An 18,671-nucleotide genomic window follows, 5' to 3' on the forward strand; every position below is an offset into this window, starting at 1 on the left:
TGGTGATTGGTGGACGGCGGGCGGGGGGTACGGCGCCTCCCCGCCCGCCGCCGGCTGACGGGCCGTCCGTCCTAGGAGTACCTAGGAGGCCGGCAGTTCCTTGAGCTGGATGTTGCGGAAGGAGGCCTGGTCGTCAGCGCCGTGGTTCTGCAGACCGATGTAGCCGTCCTTGAGGCTGCGCTCCGGATCCTTGTTGGTGAAGTCGTTGATCTTCGCCCCGTTGAGGAAGACCTGGAGACGCTCGCCCTGGACCCTGATCTCGTAGCTGTTCCACTGCCCGGGCGGGCGCAGCACCCGGTCCCTGGCCTTGAGGTCGGCCGACTTGAAGCCGTAGACCGAGCCGGTGGTGCGGTCCGGGGTGTCGGTGGCGTCGATCTGCACCTCGTATCCCTTGTCCACCGCGGACCAGGGGTCGTCGGAGGCCGGGAAGCCCACGAAGACACCGGAGTTGTCGTCGCCCTCCAGCTTCCAGTCCAGCTTCAGGGAGTAGGACTTCAGCTCCTTGGCCTGGTACCAGAGCAGGCCCATACCGCCCTCGGAGCGCAGTTCACCGTTCACGACGTTGAACTTGCCCGGTCCGGCCTGCTTCCAGCCCTCCGCCGTCTTTCCGTTGAAGAGGTCCCGGTAGCCGGTCTGCGGCTTGCAGTCGGCCTTGACCTGGCCGGCCGCGTACCGCAGTCCGCCCAGCAGATGCTGGCGGAAGGCGGTGTCCGTGTAGGACTCCTTGGTGTGGCCGCCGCCGGTGTAGAAGGCACGGCCGCCCTCGTACGTCTGGCACCAGGCGATCGGGTGGTCGCCCTTCATGGTGCCGCCCTGGTAGGTGGTCTCGTCGAGGGTGGCGAGGACTCGTGCCTGCTCACGCGGGTTGGTGCGGTAGTTGTACCACTCGTCGGTCCGCTGCCACTCGTCGTCGAGATGCGCGGTCGACGGGTGGTCGTGGTCCTCGACACGTACGGTGGCCGACTGGATCTGCGGATGGCCCTGGAAGTACGCGCCCACCAGGCCGCCGTAGAAGGCCCAGTCGTACTCGGTGTCGGCCGCGGCGTGCACGCCCATGTAGCCGCCGCCGGTGGCGACATAGTTCTCGAACGCCTGCTGCTGGTCGGCGTTGAGGACATCACCGGTGGTGGAGAGGAACACCACCGCGTCGTACCTGGCCAGGTTGTTGGTGGTGAACTGGGCGCCCGTCTCGGTGGAGTCGACCTTGATCCCGGTGGTCGCGCCCAGCTCCTTCAGCGCGGCGACACCAGCGGGGATCGAGTCATGGCGGAAGCCGGCGGTCTTGGAGAAGACCAGAACGCGCTTCTCCGTCCTGCCGGGCTCGGCCGTGGAGAGCTCGAAGTCGTCCAGGTCGAAGAGGGCGCCGCCGCCCACACCACCCTTGAAGACCAGGAACAGCTCGGTGGTCTTCTTCGGTACGGAGCGCAGCGGTACGTCGACGTCCTGGAAGGTCTCCCAGCCGCCGGTGATCGGAACCGGCGTGGAGCCCAGCAGTTCGCCGGTGGCGGAGCCCGTGCGTACTTCGAGGAATCCGCCGGCGCCGCCGGAGGAGATCCGGGCGGTCAGCGTCTTGGAACCGGTCAGGTTGTACGGCGTGAAGGAGATCCAGTCGCCGTCGTCGATGTCACCGACGGTCTTGCCGCCGTTGGCCGGTGCCTTGTCGTAGGTCCTGATGCCGGAGGAGGCGCTGAAGTGCTCGGCCTGCCGGTGGCGCGGCTGGAGCTGCGCCTGGTCGTGGCTGGTGAGCGCGGCCTGGCCGCCGCCTCCGCCGTCGGTGTACTCGGCGTCGATGACACCGAAGATATTGGCGTTGGGATCGTGCTCGGTGTCGGCGGGCGCGGTGATGGTGCCCTCACAGCCGTTGACCGAGGTGATCGGGTGGCCGTGGCTGTCATGGCCCAGGATGTAGCGGACGATGACCTTGGAGCAGTCGATCGGGCCGTTGTCCCGGTCCTCCCGGTCCTTGACCTTCACCTTGAACGGGATGGTGTCACCGAAGTTGAAGAGGTGTCCCTCGTTGGGCAGATCGAGCTCCACCTCGGGCGCGGTGTTGCCCACGACGATCCGTACGGAGGCGGTCGCGGTGCGCTCCGTCGGGTCGGTGACGGTCAGCCGTGCGGAGTAGGTGCCGTTCTTCTTGTACGTGTACGTGGGGTTGGCCTCGGTGGAGGTGCCTCCGTCGCCGAAGTCCCACGCGTAGGTGAGGGCGTCGCCGTCGGGGTCCGAGGTGCCGGCGGAGGAGAAGACCGCCTTCAGCGGGGACTTGCCGGACGTCTTGTCGACGGTGGCCTCGGCGATGGGCGACTTGCCGCCGGTGGAGTTCTCGATCCGGTAGAGGGCCGAGTGCTCGTCACCGCCGAACCAGGAGAGCCCGTAGTCGAGGACGTAGAGCGCGCCGTCGGGGCCGAACTCCATGTCCATGACCTGGGTGCCGGTCCACGGGAAGGGATTGATCGACTGGACGGTGCCGTCGTCGCCCTGCTCGATCCGCTTGATCCACTGGCGGCCGAACTCACCGGCGAAGTAGTCGCCGTCGTAGGACTCGGGGAACTTCACCGGAGAGTCCAGGTCGGCGTCGTAACGGTAGACGGGACCGCCCGTCGGGGACTCGGAGCCGGAGCCGAACTCGGGCACGTTGCCGCCGTCGTACGGGATCCACGCGGGCTGGGCCGGAGGCAGGTCCGTCAGTCCGGTGTTGTGCGGCGAGGTGTTCTTCGGTGCCGCGCAGTCGAAGGCGGCGCCGGAGGCCTGGGTCGCGAAGTTGTAGTCGATGTAGGCGTCGTTGTCGCCCGTGCAGTACGGCCAGCCGAAGTTTCCGGCCTTGATGACCCGGGCGAACTCCACCTGACCGGCCGGGCCGCGGGTCGGCGAGGCGGCGCCGGCGTCGGGGCCGTAGTCACCCACGTAGACGATGCCGGTCCTCTGGTCCACGGAGATACGGAACGGGTTGCGGAACCCCATCGCGTAGATCTCGGGCCGCGTCTTCTCGGTGCCGGGAGCGAAGAGATTGCCCTCCGGGATGGTGTACGAGCCGTCCTCGGCGACCTTGATACGGATGATCTTGCCGCGCAGGTCGTTGGTGTTGCCCGAGCTGCGCTGCGCGTCGAACGCCGGGTTGCGGTCCGGCCGTTCGTCGATCGGCGTGTAGCCGTCGGAGGCGAACGGGTTGGTGTCGTCACCGGTCGACAGATAGAGGTTGCCGTCCGCGTCGAAGGCGATGTCGCCGCCGACATGGCAGCAGGTGCCGCGGGAGGTGGCGACGTCGAGGACCTTCTTCTCGCTCGCCTTGTTCAGGGTGCCGTCCTCGTTGAGCGTGAAGCGCGAGAGGCGGTTGTATCCGTCGAAGGGAGCGAAGTCGGCGGCCGTGCCGTTCTCGGGCGCGTCACCGGCGGGAGTGTTGAGCTTGGGCGCGTAGAAGAGATAAATCGCGCGGTTCTCGGCGAAGTCGGGGTCGACCCCGACGCCCTGGAGACCTTCCTCGTCATGGTTGTAGACGTCCAGCGTGCCGGCGACGGTGGTGTCTCCGCCGGCGTCGGTGATCCTCAGTGTGCCGTCGCGCGAGGTGTGCAGCACCTGCCGGTCCGGCAGAACGGCGAGCGACATCGGCTCGCCCACCTCGTCGGCGCCCTTCGCGAGGGTCACCTGCTGAAAGCTTTCCTCCGCGACGTCCGGGTGATCCGGGTGCGCGGCGGCGGGTACGGCGCTGATGCTCGAACCTGCGAGCAGGGCGCCCGTCAGGAGTGCGAGGAGGGTTCTGGCTCTGGGGCGTTTTCTGTGCACGAAAGTCCTCCACAATGGGCTGTTCGTACGTGCGGGTTGCCAATGGAGCGCGGCATGCGATCGCGCTCGCCTCTCGGGGGCGGTGCTCGTCCTGCACCGGATCCTCGGGGGAGGTGGCTGAGTCACCGACATGCGCCGTCACATCGGGGACCACCTATGTCCTGTACATCTCAGTTACATCTCAGTGGACCGTAGCTGTGTTCGTCCGGGACCGAAAGCCCTTGCGCAGAGGAGATGTTGCACTTCTTCCTCCTTCAGGACAAAGGAGATTTCGGGCAGGCCGGACCGCCTGGTGGTAACGCTTACCACCAGGCTTGTCCGGCTCCGCAGGAGCCCGGACCGCTAGTCGCCGCCGCCGAAGGCCGCGTCGAAGGAGGCCGTGGGCGCGTCGAAGTCGAAGCGCTTCAGGTCCTTCAGGGCCTCGGGCGCGCCGGCCAGGCGGTCCATGCCCGCGTCCTCCCACTCGACCGAGATGGGGCCCTCGTAGCCGATCGACCGCAGCATCCGGAAGACGTCCTCCCAAGGGACATCGCCGTGGCCGGCCGAGACGAAGTCCCAGCCGCGCCGCGGATCGCCCCAGGGCAGATGCGAGCCGAGCCGGCCGTTGCGGCCGTCGAGGCGCTTGCGCGCCTCCTTGCAGTCGACGTGGTAGATCCGGTCCCGGAAGTCGTAGAGGAAGTTGACCGGGTCCAGGTCCTGCCAGACGAAGTGGCTCGGGTCGAAGTTGAGCCCGAACGCCGGCCGGTTGCCGACCGCCTCCAGCGCACGCTTCGTGGTCCAGTAGTCGTACGCGATCTCACTCGGATGGACCTCGTGCGCGAACCGCACGCCCTCGGCGTCGAAGACATCGAGGATCGGGTTCCACCGCTCCGCGAAGTCCTCGTACCCGCGCTCGATCATGCCGGGCGGCACGGGCGGGAACATCGCGACGAGGTGCCAGATCGAGGAGCCGGTGAAGCCGATGACCGTGTCGACGCCGAACGCCGCCGCGGCCCTGGCGGTGTCCTTGATCTCGGCGGCTGCTCGCTGCCGGACGCCCTCGGGCTCGCCGTCGCCCCAGATACGGGACGGCAGGATGCCCTGGTGGCGCTCGTCGATGGGATTGTCGCAGACGGCCTGGCCGACGAGATGGTTGGAGATCGCCCAGCACTTCAGACCGTACTTGTCGAGGAGCTGGTGGCGGCTGTCCAGATAGCCGGGGTCGGAGAGCGCCTTGTCGACCTCGAAGTGGTCTCCCCAGCAGGCGAGTTCCAGACCGTCGTAACCGAAGTCACGCGCGTGCCTGCACACCTCCTCCAAGGGCAGATCGGCCCACTGGCCGGTGAACAGCGTGAACGGACGTGGCATTCGGACCTCCTTCTCTAGGTGCTGTGCCTTCGCTTGGCACTACTGCGTCAGCTATGTCCTCTTCTACCTGTTACGCGGACGCGCCGTCGGTTTCAGACAGCTGCGGCACCGGCGTGTACACCGCGTTCTTCGCCGCGCTGTCCTCCACCGCCGCGAGCACCCGCTGCACCTGGAGCCCGTCCGCGAAGGACGGCACCGGATCGGTCCCGGCGGCGACCGCCTCGACCAGATCGCGGGCCTGGTGGACAAAGGTGTGCTCGTAGCCGAGCGCGTGGCCCGGCGGCCACCACGCGTCCAGATAGGGATGCTCCGGCTCCGTGACCAGGATCCGGCGGAAGCCGGAGGAGGCCGCGGGCTCGGTGTGGTCGTGGAACGACAGCTCGTTGAGCCGCTCCAGATCGAAGGCGAGCGAGCCGAGCTCGCCGTTGATCTCCAGATGCAGCGCGTTCTTGCGTCCGGCCGCCATCCGGCTGGCCTCGAAGGAGGCCAGCGCGCCCGAGGCGAGCCGGCCCGTGAAGACCGCGGCGTCGTCCACGGTCACCGGGCCGACCTCACCGCCGCCGGTCGCGGAGAGTCCCGCCGACACCCCGCTGACCAGCGGCCGTTCCTTGACAAAGGTCTCCGCGAGCGCGGACACACCGACCAGCGGTTCCCCCGTCAGGAACTGCGCCAGATCGATGATGTGCGCGCCCAGGTCGCCGAGCGCGCCCGATCCCGCCTGCTCGCGCTTGAGCCGCCAGGTGAGCGGGAACGCCGGATCGACCAGCCAGTCCTGGAGATAGGTGACCCGGACATGGCGCAGAGTGCCGAGCCGGCCCTCCTCGATCAGCTTCCTGGCGTACGAGACGGCGGGCACACGGCGGTAGTTGAAGCCCACCATGGCGAGCTGACCGCGTGCCCTCGCCGCCTCCGCGGCCCTGACCATGGCCTCGGCCTCGGCCACCGAGTTGGCGAGAGGCTTCTCGCACAGCACGTGCTTGCCCGCCTCCAGCGCGGCGATGGCGATCTCCGCATGGCTGTCCCCGGGTGTGCAGACGTCGACCACCTGCACATCGTCGCGCTCGATGAGCCGCCGCCAGTCGGTCTCGGCGGCGGCCCAGCCGTGTTTGGCCGCCGCGGCCCGTACCGCGCCCTCGTCACGGCCGCAGATCGCGGCGAGCACGGGCCGCACCGGCAGATCGAAGACATGTCCCGCGGTACGCCACCCCTGTGAGTGGGCGGCGCCCATGAACGCATATCCGACCATGCCGATACCGAGTGTCGGTGGCGCACCGGCCTCTTTCTCCGACGCTTCCGTGGGGGTCATACGGAGTACTCCTCGTCTGTCGCTGGTGGGGGCGGCCGGTAACAGGCCGGTCAGCTGAAGCCCGTGGGCAGGTACTGGTCGACGTTTTCCTTGTCGACGACGGCCGAGTAGCAGGTGAGCGAGGCCGGGATCTCCAGCTCGGCCAGACCGCTGACACCCTTGGCCTGGCCCAGTGCGCGGGCCAGGTCGATGGCGGAGGCGGCCATGGTCGGCGGGTAGAGCACGGTGGCCTTGAGCACGCTGTTGTCGGCCTTGATGGCGTCCATCGCCGCCTTGGCACCGGCGCCGCCGACCATCAGGAAGCCGTCACGGCCCGCCTGCTGGATGGCGCGCAGCGCACCCACACCCTGGTCGTCGTCGTGGTTCCAGAGCGCGTCGAAGCTGGGCTGTGCCTGAAGGAGCTGGGCCATCTTGGCCTGGCCCGACTCGACGGTGAAGTCGGCCGCCTGGCGGGCGACCTTCTTGATGTTCGGGAAGTTCTTGAGCGCGTCGTCGAAGCCCTGGGTGCGCTGCTGCGTCAGCTCCAGGTTGTCGATCCCGGCCAGCTCGATGACCTTGGCGTTCGGCTTGTCCCTGAGCTTCTCGCCGATGTAGTTGCCGGCGCTGACGCCCATGCCGTAGTTGTCGCCGCCCACCCAGCAGCGGTACGCCTGCGGATCGGCGAAGATCCGGTCCAGGTTGATGACCGGGATACCGGCGCGCATGGCCTTCAGCCCGACCTGGGTGAGCGCCTTGCCGTCGGCAGGCAGGATCACCAGGACGTCGACCTTCTTGTTGATCAGCGTCTCGACCTGGCCGATCTGGGCGGCGGTGTCGTTGGAGCCCTCGGTGATGTCCAGCGTCACCTCCGAGTACTTCGCCGCACGCGACTTGGCGTTCTCGTTGATCGCGTTGAGCCAGCCGTGGTCGGCCTGAGGGCCGGCGAAGCCGATGGTGACGGGCGAGCCGGGCTTGTCGTCGGCGGCGGCCGGCTGGGTGTTGGTCGCCGACTCCTTCTTCTCGGGCTCATTGCTGGTACAGGCGGTGAGGAAGGCACCCGCGGAGATGGCGGCGGTGCCGAAGAGCAGTCCTCTGCGGCTGGTTTCTGGCATGGCGGTTCAACCCTTCAAGTTAGGGCGGTACAGGGGTAGCGGGTGCGAGGTCGGAGGTCAGGCCTCGCCGTTGCGCACGGTGCGGCGCTGGACCAGTACGGCGGCGACGATGATGGCGCCCTTCGCGATCTGCTGGACATCGCTCTGGAGATTGTTGAGCGCGAAGATATTGGTGATCGTGGTGAAGACCAGAACACCGAGGACGGAGCCGACGATGGTGCCTCGGCCGCCGCTGAGCAGGGTGCCGCCGATGATCGCCGCGGCGATGGCGTCCAGCTCGTACAGGTTTCCGTTGGTGTTCTGTCCCGAGCCCGCCAGGATGATCAGCAGGAAGGCCGCGATACCGCAGCAGAGCCCGGAGAGCAGATAGAGATAGAGGCGCTGGCGCCGTACATCGATACCGGCGAGCCTGGCGGCCTCCGCGTTGCCGCCGACGGCGACGGTGCGCCGGCCGAAGGTCGTACGGTTGAGCACCAGCCAGCCGATGACCGTGACGGCGGCGAAGACCAGTACGAGCGGCGGTATCCCGAGGATGTACGAGTCGGGGATACCGAGGTCGAGCACCGAGTTGACGGTGACGATCTGGGTCTTGCCGTCGGTGAGCTGGAGGGCGAGACCGCGGGCGGAGGCGAGCATCGCGAGAGTCGCGATGAACGGCACCATCCCGCCGTACGCGATCAGCAGTCCGTTCACCAGTCCGCAGCCGAGACCGACAACCACGGCGGTGAAGAGGATGCCGGCGAAGCCGTACTCCTGGGTGGCGAGTGTCGTCGCCCAGACGGAGGACAGCGCCACGATCGCGCCCACCGACAGATCGATACCACCGCTGGTGATCACAAAGGTCATACCGACCGTGACCACACCGATGACCGAGGCCTGGGTGAGGACGAGCTGGAGGTTGTTGGTGTCCAGGAACTGATCCGGCTTGGTGATACCGCCGACGACGATCAGTGCGGCGAGCACGCCGAGCAGGGAGAGGTTACGGACGTCGAGACGGAGCCCGAGGGAACGCCACCCGCCCTTCTCCTCCGGGGACTTGGCTGCGGACGTGGATGAGGCAGTCGTGGCGGGCGTGGGCGGCTCGGACGTGGCCGCGGCGTCGGGCCCGCCCTGCTGCGCCTCGGAGGCAGGCTGTTTCATGGCGTCGGGCTCCCTTCCATCACAAGGTCGAGTACACGGTGCTCGTCAAGCTCCTGGGCGGGCGCCCGATGGACGATCCGGCCCTCACGGAGCACCAGCACCCGGTCGGCGAGGCCCAGTACTTCGGGTACCTCGCTGGAGACGAGCAGCACGGCGAGGCCTTCGTCGGCCAGCCGGCGGATCACGGCGTACAGCTCGGCGCGGGCGCCGACATCGACACCGCGTGTCGGTTCGTCAAGTAGCAGGACACGGCAGCCGCGCAGCAGCCAGCGGGCGAGGACCGCCTTCTGCTGATTGCCGCCGGAGAGCGTACGGATCGGGACGTCCGGGTTGTCGGGGCGCAGGGAGAGCTCCCTGGTGGCCGCCCTGGCCTCGGTCCGTTCCGCCGAGCGGTCGAGCCAGCCGATCCGCGCGAACCGGGAGAGCGACGACACCGACACATTGCGGGTGACCGATTCGAGCATCAGCAGGCCCTGGGCCTTGCGTTCCTCGGGCGCCAGCCCAAGTCCCGCGCGTACGGCGGCGGGTACGCTGCCGGGCCGCAGCGGAGTGCCGTTGACAAGAACACGGCCCGCACTGGGCTTGCGTGCTCCGTAGATGGTCTCCAGGATCTCGGAGCGTCCCGAGCCGACGAGTCCCGCGAGTCCGACGATCTCGCCGGGCCGCAGTTCGAGGTCGACCGGCTCGAACTCGCCGTCCCTGGCGAGCCCTTCGACACGCAGTACGGGCTCGGCCGACGCGGCTGCGGCCGTGGCCGGCGCGGGCCGCTCGGGGAAGACGTACTCGACATCGCGGCCGGTCATCAGGGCGACGACCTCGCGGGTCGGCGTCTCCTTGGCCGGCAGGGCGACGGCCACGGTACGGCCGTCCTTGATGACCGTGACACGGTCGCCGATGCGCCGGATCTCCTCCAGCCGGTGGGAGATGTAGATGACAGCGACATTGTCGGCGGTCAGTGTGGCCACCACCCGGAAGAGATTGTCGACCTCGTCGGGATCGAGTGCGGCCGACGGCTCGTCCATCACGATGAGCCGTACGTCGTGGGAGAGGGCCCGTGCCATGGACACGATCTGCTGCTGGGCGGCGGAGAGCGAGCCGACCGGCCGGTGCGCCTGGATCTCCGGGTGGCCGAGCCGCTTGAGCAGCGCCGTCGCCGCGCTCCTCGCCTCCCGGCCCTTGACCACGAAGCCCGCGGTGGTCGGTTCATGGCCGAGGAAGATGTTCTCGGCGACCGACAGGCCCTCGACCAGGTCGAGTTCCTGGTAGATGGTGGCGATCCCGAGCTTCATGGCGGCGACGGGCGACTTGAGCGTGACCTCCTCACCCTGCCAGGTGATCACTCCGCCGTCGGGCTGATGGGCCCCGGCGAGCACCTTGATGAGGGTGGACTTGCCGGCGCCGTTCTGGCCCAGCAGGCAGTGGACCTCGCCCGCCTGGACCTCCAGGTCCACACCGTCGAGCGCGCGGACGCCAGGAAAGATCTTGGTGATGCCGGACATGGTGAGCAGAGGGCTCTGTGGTGGTGCTGGTGCCATGGCGTAATCCCCTCGGCGGATGCGGCCCGCCCTGCGGGCAGGACAGAACAGAGGCGGAGCAGAACAAGGGCAGGGCGGAACCAGGTGCGGCGGAGCTGTGTGAGGTCGTACGGGTACGGCGACGCCGGTCGTACGGTGCGTGTGCTGCGGCTCGTGCTGACGCTGTGACGGTGGTGTGCGGCTCGTGCGGGTGCCGAGGGCCCGTGGGACACGGGAGCGCGGCGACATCGGGTACGGCTGGTGCCGGTGGTGCGGATGGATCAAGTGGCGCCGATGGTGCGGCTCTTACGGTGGTGCGCCGGTGGTACCGGTCGTGCTCGGCGGTGCTGACGGTGCGGGTGCTGCGTGTGGTGCCGGTTCTGCTGTGTAGTGCGGGCGGTGCCGGTACTGCTTGGTGGTGCGGGCGGTGCGGCTCCTGCGGGGTGGTGCAGGGTGGTGCTCGGTGGTGCGGCTCTTGCGGATGGTGCGTGGTGTCCGGTGGTGCGTGCCGCCGGCCTCAGGCCGGCGAGAACAGATGGTCGCTGATGAGCCGGGCCGCGCCGGTGACTCCGGCGGTCGGGCCCAACTCCCCCAGGACGATGGGGAGATTGCCGGTGGCCAGCGGCAGTGACTGCCGGTAGACCTGGGTGCGGACGCTGGCGAGCAGGGTGTGACCGAGGCCGGTCACACCGCCGCCGATCACCACCAGGCCCGGGTTGAAGAAGCTGACGAGGCCCGCGATGACCTGACCGACGCGGTTACCGCCCTCGCGTATCAGATCCAGCGCGGTGGGATCTCCGGCGGCGGCAGCCGCGGCCACATCGACGGCGGTGAGCCGGCCCGATGCCTCCAGCCGTCCGGCCAGCTCGGGCGAGCGCCCGGTGCGCGCCGCGTCCTCGGCGTCACGGGCGAGCGCGGCGCCGCTGAAGTAGGCCTCCAGACAGCCCTTGTTGCCACAGGCGCAGGCGCGGCCGTCCGCCACGACCTGGATATGGCCGATGTCACCGGCGCTGCCGGTCGTACCGCGGTAGACCTCGCCGCCGACGACGATGCCGCAGCCGATACCCGTGCCGATCTTGATGCAGAGGAAGTCTCCGGCGGAGCGCGCGACACCCGCGTGCTGCTCGCCCATCGCCATCAGATTCACATCGTTGTCGACCATGACCGGACAGCCGAGCTCCTGGCTGAGGGCCTCCCGTACCGGGAAGCCGTCCCAGCCGGGCATGATCGGCGGCGCGACCGGGACACCCTCGGGAAAGCGGACAGGACCCGGGACTCCGATCCCCGCACCGTCGAACTCCTCGGCGAGTCCGGTGACCTTGAGCTTGGCCGCCATGGCAAGCACCTGCTCGAAGACGGCGACGGGCCCTTCGCGGACATCCATGGGGTGGTTGAGATGTCCCAGTACCTCAAGCTCCGCGTTGGTCACGGCCACATCGATCGAGGTGGCGCCTATGTCGACGCCGAGGAAGCGCAGGGCGGGCGCCAGCCGGATGTTGTGGGAGCGCCGGCCGCCGCGTGAGGCGGCGAGCCCGTCGGCGACGACCAGACCGGTCTCCAGCAGCCGGTCCACCTCGACGGCGAGCTTGGAGCGCGACAGATCGACCTGATCGCCGAGCTGCGCACGGGAGTTGGGCCCACCGTCGCGCAGCAGTCTGAGCAGTCGCGCCTGATGGGCGTTCGCGGGTCGTGCCGTCATACGTCTCACGCGCCCCTCCCCGCCTTCTCGGCCATGTCTGTCGGCTTTCGAGGGAACGTAGCAGCGCTTGCCCTCAGTGGGAAGAAGTTGAGCGGGAATCAGTCCCAACTTTCTCCACACCGAGGACAAAGCTGTTTTTTGGCATGACTTTTGAGACCCCTTGGGGCCTTATGTGTGATTCGTCCGGATCAGCCGGTTATGGGCGGATCAGACCTGCGTACGGTGGTGATAGGTGCTGCGCGTGTGCTCCGTGTGGCCCTTCATGACCTCGACCGCACGCCGCTCGTCACGCGCCGAGATCGCGTCGATCAGCTCGCGGTGCTCGATCCAGGACTGCTTGCCGCGCTGTCTGGCGACCGGCGTGTAGTACCACCGGACCCGGCGGTCCACCTGCGCGGCCAGCTCGGCGAGCACGACATTGCCCGCCAGCTCCATGACCTTGGCGTGGAAGGCCGCGTTGGTGGCGACCGTCAGATCGACGTCGTCGTCCGCCACGGACTGCTCGCCCCGGGCGCAGAGCGCCTCCAGGGCGGCGATCCCGGCCGTGCCGGAGTTGGCCGCGGCCAGCCGGGCGGCCTCCGCCTCCAGGAGCGTACGGACCGAGAGGAGCTGATCCGCCTCCTCCTCCGTCGGCTCATGGACGAAGGCGCCCTGGGCCGGGCGCAGATCGACCCAGCCCTCCGTGTTCAGCCGCTGGAGCGCCTCGCGCACCGGCTGCCTGGACACTCCGAGATGGCCCGCGAGTTCACTCTCGACGAGATGCTGGCCGGGCCGGAGCGCCCTGGTCGTGATCAGTTCGAGCAGGGCTTCGTACACGCGCTCACGCAGCGGACCGGGCCGTTCGAGCTTGGGTACGGCTCCCTGTGCCAATTTCGCGGACAACATCGCGGGTCCCCCTCATGGCCGGCGGTGTCAATGACGGTAGCGACTCACTTCAAGACATTGGCTATCGTCTACAGTCTACCGAGAACGGCGAGGGTTATGGGCAGCGGATGACCTGGCCCGCGTAGGAGAGATTGCCTCCGAAGCCGAAGAGCAGCACCGGAGCACCGGATTCGACCTCTCGGCGTTCCACAAGTTTGGACAGGGCCATGGGGATCGACGCGGCGGACGTATTGCCCGATTCCACGACATCGCGGGCGATCACGGCGTTGACCGCGCCGATCTTCTGGGCGACCGGCTCGATGATCCGCAGATTGGCCTGATGGAGCACGACCGCGGCCAGTTCCTCGGGAGTGACTCCCGCCTTCTCGCAGACCTTGCGCGCGATGGGCGGCAGCTGGGTGGTGGCCCAGCGGTAGACCGACTGGCCCTCCTGGGCGAACCGCGGCGGAGTGCCCTCGATCCGTACGGCGTGGCCCATCTCCGGCACCGAGCCCCAGAGCACCGGACCGATGCCCGGCTCCTCGGCGTCACCGGTCGCCACGACCACCGCCGCGCCCGCGCCGTCGCCCACCAGCACACAGGTGGAACGATCCGCCCAGTCCGTGACGGCGGTCATCTTGTCGGCGCCGATGACCAGGACCCGGGACGCGGAGCCCGCCCGTACGGCATGGTCGGCCGTGGCCAGGGCATGGGTGAAGCCCGCGCACACGACATTGAGGTCCATCACCGCGGGCGAGGCCATGGAGAGCCGGGCGGCGACCCGGGCCGCCGTGTTCGGCGAGCGGTCGGTCGCGGTGGAGGTCGCGACCAGTACGAGATCGACGTCCGCCGGGGTGAGACCGGCCGCGGCGAGCGCCTTGGCGCCCGCGTGCGCGGCCAGCTCGTCCACCGGCTCGTCCGGTCCCGCCACATGGCGGGTCTTGATCCCTACCCGGCTGCTGATCCATTCATCACTGGTGTCGACCAGCGCCGCCAGATCGTGATTGGTGAGCACCTTGGCGGGCTGATAGTGCCCGAGCGCGGCGATACGAGTGCCGGTCATGCCCGGGACCCCCTCTGCTGTCGACGTCAGGAGTGCTCCAGTCTCCTCAGCGACTCACGAGTAAGGGGACAGGCGAACCAACAGGATTCGCCGCCGCCGCTTGGAGACTCCCGATCATCCGGTGAAGAGCTGCTTGGCCTTGAGGACCAGCTCGTACACACCGTACGCGAGCGGGAGGCCCACCCAAAGCCAGGCGAAGACGATCAGACCGGTACGCCGGGGTGTCTCAAGCGGCCCGGTCCCGGGCGTCGTGCTGCTGTTCGTCGGCGAGTTGGTCATCCGCTTCCTCCTTCGGGGCGTTCGGGGCGGGGACATGGTGGCGTGGATGGACGGGCCTGACGAGTTCATTGGCGACGAAGCCGACGACCAGCAGGCCGATCATGATGGTGAAGGAGAGTCCGTAGAGTCCGGAACCGCTCTTGCCCGCCTCCTCCTGGCTGTCCGCCACCCGGTTGACGATGAGCGGGCCGAGCACGCCCGCGGTGGACCACGCGGTCAGCAGCCGGCCGTGGATGGCGCCGACCTGGTAGGTGCCGAAGAGGTCCTTGAGATAGGCGGGGATGGTGGCGAAGCCGCCTCCGTAGAAGGAGAGGATCACCAGCGCGCAGATCACGAACAGCGGCTTGGAGGAGTCGCCGAACCGCGCGATCAGCAGATACATCACGGCGCCGACACCGAGATAGACACGGTAGACGTTCTTGCGGCCGATCAGGTCCGAGGTCGAGGACCAGCCGATACGGCCCGCCATATTGGCGGCGGAGAGCAGGGCCACAAAGCCGGCCGCGGCGGAGACGGAGACCGGTGTGTCCGTCCGCGCGAAGAAGTCGGTGATCATCGGCGCGGCCTTCTCCAGGATGCCGATGCCCGCGGTGACGTTCATGCACAGCACGACCCACAGACACCAGAACTGCGGAGTGCGTACGGCGGACCGCGCCGACACCTGGGCGGTGGAGATCAGCGCGCCGGCGGGCCGTACCGCGTCGGGAGCCTTGCGCGGCCGGTCGTCCGGGCGGGGCACCCGGACGAGCAGTACGCCGAGCGACATGAACACCGCGTACACCAGACCGTGCACCAGGAAGGCGAGCGCGATGCCCTTGCTGTCCGTACCGAACGACTCCAGCATCTGCGCCGACCAGGGCGAGGCGATGAGCGCGCCGCCGCCGAAGCCCATGATGGCGATGCCCGTGGCCATGCCGGGCCGGTCCGGGAACCACTTGATGAGCGTGGAGACCGGCGAGATATAGCCGATGCCGAGCCCGATGCCGCCGACGAAGCCGTAGCCGAAGACGATCAGCCAGTACTGCTCGGTGGCCGCGCCGAGCGCGGCGAGCAGAAAGCCGGAGGAGAAACAGCACAGGGCGACGGTCATCGCCCAGCGCGGTCCGTTGCGCTCGACGAGTGTGCCGCCGAAGGCGGCCGAGAGGCCGAGCATCACGATGCCGAGCTGGAAGGGCAGCGCGCTCGCGGTACCGGAGAGACCGAGCGCGGATTCGAGCGCGGGTTTGAACACGCTCCAGGCATATGCCTGGCCGATCGAGAGATGCACCGACAGCGCGGCGGGGGGCACCAGCCAACGGCTCCAGCCGGCGGGCGCGAGTGGTGGGGTCATTCGCCGAACTCTAGAAACCGAACGCCCAGGTTGGGAAGGTCCGGAGAAGATCCACCGCCGAGTTTGCCGACTGCATACCGAACGGAAGCCTTGTCGGCCAGATCTCCATACTGTAGACAATATATCGCCCGTCAGGGTGCGAGCAACAGAGTGTGACCCTTCCCTCGGTCTCCCTCAAACCGAACGGAGAGCCCCACATGAAAGTCGCAGTTGTCGGCGCCGGAGCCATCGGCGCCTATGTCGGAGCCGCCCTCGACCGGGCCGGTGCCGACGTCCATCTCATCGCCCGCGGGCCGCATCTGGCGGCCATGAGAGAGCACGGAGTCCGGGTGCTCAGCCCTCGCGGCGATTTCACCGCGCGGGTGCACGCCACCGACCGGCCCGAGGACATCGGCCCGGTCGACTATGTGTTCCTCGGCCTCAAGGCGAATTCCTATGCGGCGTGCGGGCCGCTGGTGACACCGCTGTTCAAGGAGAACACCGCGGTGATCGCCGCTCAGAACGGCATCCCTTGGTGGTATTTCCACGGTCACGGCGGCCCGTACGACGGCCGTCGCGTCGAGAGCGTGGATCCGCTCGGTTCGGTCAGCTCCGTGCTGCCGCCCGAGCGCGCGATCGGATGCGTGGTCTACGCCGCGACGGAACTGGAGGGACCGGGCGTCGTCCGGCATCTCGAAGGAACCCGTTTCTCCATCGGCGAACCGGACCGCTCGGTGTCCGGAAGGTGTCTGGAATTCAGCGAGGCCATGTGGACGGGCGGTCTCAAATGCCCCGTCGAGCCCGAGTTGCGCGATGACATCTGGATCAAGCTCCTCGGCAACATCTCCTTCAACCCGATCAGCGCCCTCACCCGGGCGACGATGCGGGAGATGTGCCTGCACGGCAGTACCCGTCAGGTGATCGAGCACATGATGTCCGAGACCCTGGCGGTCGCGGAGGCGCTCGGCTGCCGTCCCGACATCTCGATCGAGAAGCGGCTGGCCGGCGCCGAACGCGTCGGGGACCACCGCACGTCCACACTCCAGGACCTGGAGAAGGGCAAACCGCTGGAGCTGGACGTTCTGCTCTCGGCCGTGGTGGAGCTCGCGGACATCACCGGTGTGCCGGTGCCGACGCTCCGTACGGTGGAAGCGATCTCGGATCTGCTGGCCCGCGGCGTGGCCGCCTGATCTTCCCGCACTACCCGATCCTCACTCGCGATAGGCGGGTACGCGTCAATTCCCTTATAGAGGGTTCCCACGCGTACCCGCCTACTGAATACTGTATGCAATGGGCGCGGCCAGTTGGCCCTCACTCATGAGGAGAGCGCGGCGTGAAAAAACGAGACCGAACACCGAAGACGTATGCCCGTATCACCTATCCGATGGTCCGGGACGAAAAGGGCGGCCCTCTGCGCAGGGCGAGCTGGGACGAGGCGCTGGACCGGGCCGCGGCGGGCCTGGGTGCCGCGCGCGGAGCGTTCGGAATGTTCTCGTGCGCACGCGCGACCAACGAAATGAACTATGTGGCGCAGAAGTTCGCGCGTGTGGTCATGGGCACCAACAACGTGGACTCCTGCAACAGGACATGCCATGCGCCCAGCGTGGCCGGTCTCTCCGCGGTCTTCGGATCCGGTGGCGGCACCTCCTCGTACGGCGAGGTCGACCACACCGATCTGATCGTGATGTGGGGCTCCAACGCGCGCTTCGCGCATCCCATCTTCTTCCAGCATGTGCTGCGCGGTATCAGGAACGGCGCGCGTATGTATGCCGTCGATCCGCGCCGTACCTCCACCGCGGAATGGGCCGAGAGCTGGCTCGGACTCAATGTCGGTACGGACATTCCGCTGGCGCACGCGGTCGGCCGCGAGATCATTCACGCGGGACTGCACAATGTGTCCTTCATCGAGCGCGCGACCACCGGCTTCGAGGAGTACGCCGCCGAGGTCGAGCCGTGGACGCTCACGGTGGCCGAGAAGGTGACGGGCGTACCGGCCGAGGCCATCCGCGATCTGGCCCATGCCTATGCCCGCGCCGAACGGGCCCAGCTCTGCTGGACGCTGGGCATCACCGAGCACCACAACGGCACCGACAATGTCCGGGCGCTGATCAATCTCGCGCTGCTCACCGGCCATGTCGGACGGTACGGCTCCGGTGTGCAGCCGCTGCGCGGCCAGAACAACGTCCAGGGCGGCGGCGACATGGGAGCCATCCCCAACCGGCTGCCCGGCTTCCAGGACATCCTGGAGCCGGACGTACGGCAGAAGTTCGAGACCGCGTGGGACACCGTCATCCAACCCAGGTACGGGATGACGCTGACGGAGATGTTCGAGGCGATGGAGACCGGCGACCTCAAGGCCGTCTACTGCATCGGCGAGAATCCCGCGCAGTCCGAGGCGGACAGCGAGCAGGCCGTGGAGCGGATGAAGCAGCTCGACTATCTGGTGGTGCAGGACATCTTCCTCACCAAGACCGCCGAACTCGCCGATGTGGTGCTGCCCGCCACGGCCGCCTGGGCCGAGACCGACGGCACCACCACCAACAGCGAGCGCCGTGTGCAGCGCGTACGCAAGGCGGTCGAGCCGCCGGGCGAGGCGCGCGAGGACATCGACATCATCTGCGATCTGGCGGGCCGGCTCGGCCACCCGTGGAAGTACGCGGACGCGGAGTCGGTCTGGAACGAGCTGCGTTCGGTCTCTCCCGACCACTACGGGATGACCTATGAGCGGCTGGCCGAGCACCAGGGAATCCAGTGGCCGTGTCCGGACACGGAGAAGCTCGAACCCACCTATCTGCACGGCCGGCTGTGGGAGGCGGATCCCGCCAGGCGCGGCAGGCTCGCGCCGTTCGGCATCGTCAAGCACGATCCTCCGGTCGATCTGACAGATGATCAGTTCCCGATCAGGCTCACCACGGGCCGTCGGCTCGACTCGTACAACACCGGTGTGCAGAGCGGGAGTTTCGCCTCTCCGCTGCGGCGCGGCGAGTATGTGGAGCTGTGCCCGGAGGACGCCGAGCGGTACGGAGTGTCGGTCGGCGAGGAGGTACGGATCAGCTCGCGGCGCGGTGCGGTGCAGGCACCGGTCTGGATCGATCCCGGGCTGCGGCCGGGACTGGCCTTCATGACCATGCACTTCCCGGACGAGGTGGACACCAACCAGCTCACCATCGAGGCCAACTGCCCGATCGCCGGCACCGCCGAGTTCAAGGCGTCGGCGATCCGGATCGAGAAGCTGCCCGTGACCACCACCGCGTCCCTGTCCGCGTCCGCGTGAGGAGC

At 68.2% G+C, this 18,671-nt stretch carries 13 protein-coding genes; 2 read left to right on the top strand and 11 right to left on the bottom strand.

The window, feature by feature from the left end; genetic code table 11:
• Nucleotides 1-81: 81 nt before the first annotated feature.
• The 11 genes from ACFV6H_RS25705 to ACFV6H_RS25755 form a co-directional block, all read right to left on the bottom strand.
• A complete protein-coding gene (locus tag ACFV6H_RS25705) occupies nucleotides 82-3,780 on the bottom strand; it encodes a ThuA domain-containing protein (RefSeq protein ID WP_385546293.1) in 3,699 nt (1,232 codons plus the stop codon).
• 342 nt (nucleotides 3,781-4,122) lie between these two features.
• Entirely contained in the window at nucleotides 4,123-5,127 is a 1,005-nt protein-coding gene (locus ACFV6H_RS25710; RefSeq protein ID WP_385546296.1) for a sugar phosphate isomerase/epimerase family protein, read from the bottom strand.
• A 70-nt stretch (nucleotides 5,128-5,197) separates the two neighbouring features.
• On the bottom strand, nucleotides 5,198-6,433 hold the full coding sequence (locus ACFV6H_RS25715; RefSeq protein ID WP_384986698.1) for a Gfo/Idh/MocA family protein: 1,236 nt from the start codon (nucleotides 6,431-6,433) through the stop codon (nucleotides 5,198-5,200).
• Between the two features lie 50 nt (nucleotides 6,434-6,483).
• Complete coding sequence (locus ACFV6H_RS25720) at nucleotides 6,484-7,524, bottom strand: substrate-binding domain-containing protein (RefSeq protein ID WP_385546299.1); 1,041 nt, start codon at nucleotides 7,522-7,524, stop codon at nucleotides 6,484-6,486.
• 57 nt (nucleotides 7,525-7,581) lie between these two features.
• Complete coding sequence (locus ACFV6H_RS25725) at nucleotides 7,582-8,664, bottom strand: ABC transporter permease (RefSeq protein ID WP_384986695.1); 1,083 nt, start codon at nucleotides 8,662-8,664, stop codon at nucleotides 7,582-7,584.
• Nucleotides 8,661-10,199 carry a sugar ABC transporter ATP-binding protein gene (locus ACFV6H_RS25730; protein ID WP_385546302.1) on the bottom strand — a complete coding sequence of 513 codons (1,539 nt, stop codon included), beginning with the start codon at nucleotides 10,197-10,199 and terminating at the stop codon, nucleotides 8,661-8,663. Before ACFV6H_RS25730 ends, ACFV6H_RS25725 begins: the two co-directional genes overlap by 4 nt.
• 496 nt (nucleotides 10,200-10,695) lie before the next feature.
• A complete protein-coding gene (locus ACFV6H_RS25735) occupies nucleotides 10,696-11,877 on the bottom strand; it encodes an ROK family protein (protein ID WP_384791876.1) in 1,182 nt (393 codons plus the stop codon).
• A 207-nt stretch (nucleotides 11,878-12,084) separates the two neighbouring features.
• Nucleotides 12,085-12,762, bottom strand: a complete 678-nt coding sequence (locus tag ACFV6H_RS25740) for a GntR family transcriptional regulator (RefSeq protein WP_385546306.1) — start codon at nucleotides 12,760-12,762, stop codon at nucleotides 12,085-12,087.
• A 94-nt stretch (nucleotides 12,763-12,856) separates the two neighbouring features.
• A complete protein-coding gene (locus ACFV6H_RS25745; RefSeq protein WP_385546309.1) occupies nucleotides 12,857-13,804 on the bottom strand; it encodes a beta-ketoacyl-ACP synthase III in 948 nt (315 codons plus the stop codon).
• A 114-nt stretch (nucleotides 13,805-13,918) separates the two neighbouring features.
• Nucleotides 13,919-14,083, bottom strand: a complete 165-nt coding sequence (locus ACFV6H_RS25750) for a hypothetical protein (protein ID WP_384986689.1) — start codon at nucleotides 14,081-14,083, stop codon at nucleotides 13,919-13,921.
• Complete coding sequence (locus ACFV6H_RS25755) at nucleotides 14,031-15,413, bottom strand: OFA family MFS transporter (RefSeq protein WP_385546313.1); 1,383 nt, start codon at nucleotides 15,411-15,413, stop codon at nucleotides 14,031-14,033. The genes ACFV6H_RS25750 and ACFV6H_RS25755 overlap by 53 nt, the downstream gene beginning before the upstream one ends.
• Nucleotides 15,414-15,610: 197 nt before the next feature.
• Here ACFV6H_RS25755 and ACFV6H_RS25760 point away from each other — a divergent pair, with 197 nt between their 5' ends.
• On the top strand, nucleotides 15,611-16,582 hold the full coding sequence (locus ACFV6H_RS25760; RefSeq protein ID WP_384791891.1) for a 2-dehydropantoate 2-reductase: 972 nt from the start codon (nucleotides 15,611-15,613) through the stop codon (nucleotides 16,580-16,582).
• A gap of 143 nt (nucleotides 16,583-16,725) precedes the next feature.
• Nucleotides 16,726-18,666: a molybdopterin oxidoreductase family protein gene (locus ACFV6H_RS25765; RefSeq protein ID WP_384986685.1), complete on the top strand. Its 1,941-nt coding sequence runs from the start codon at nucleotides 16,726-16,728 to the stop codon at nucleotides 18,664-18,666.
• Nucleotides 18,667-18,671 lie beyond the last annotated feature (5 nt).

Origin of the sequence: Streptomyces sp. NPDC059743 (assembly GCF_042732975.1) — a bacterium.
GTDB lineage: Bacteria > Actinomycetota > Actinomycetes > Streptomycetales > Streptomycetaceae > Streptomyces.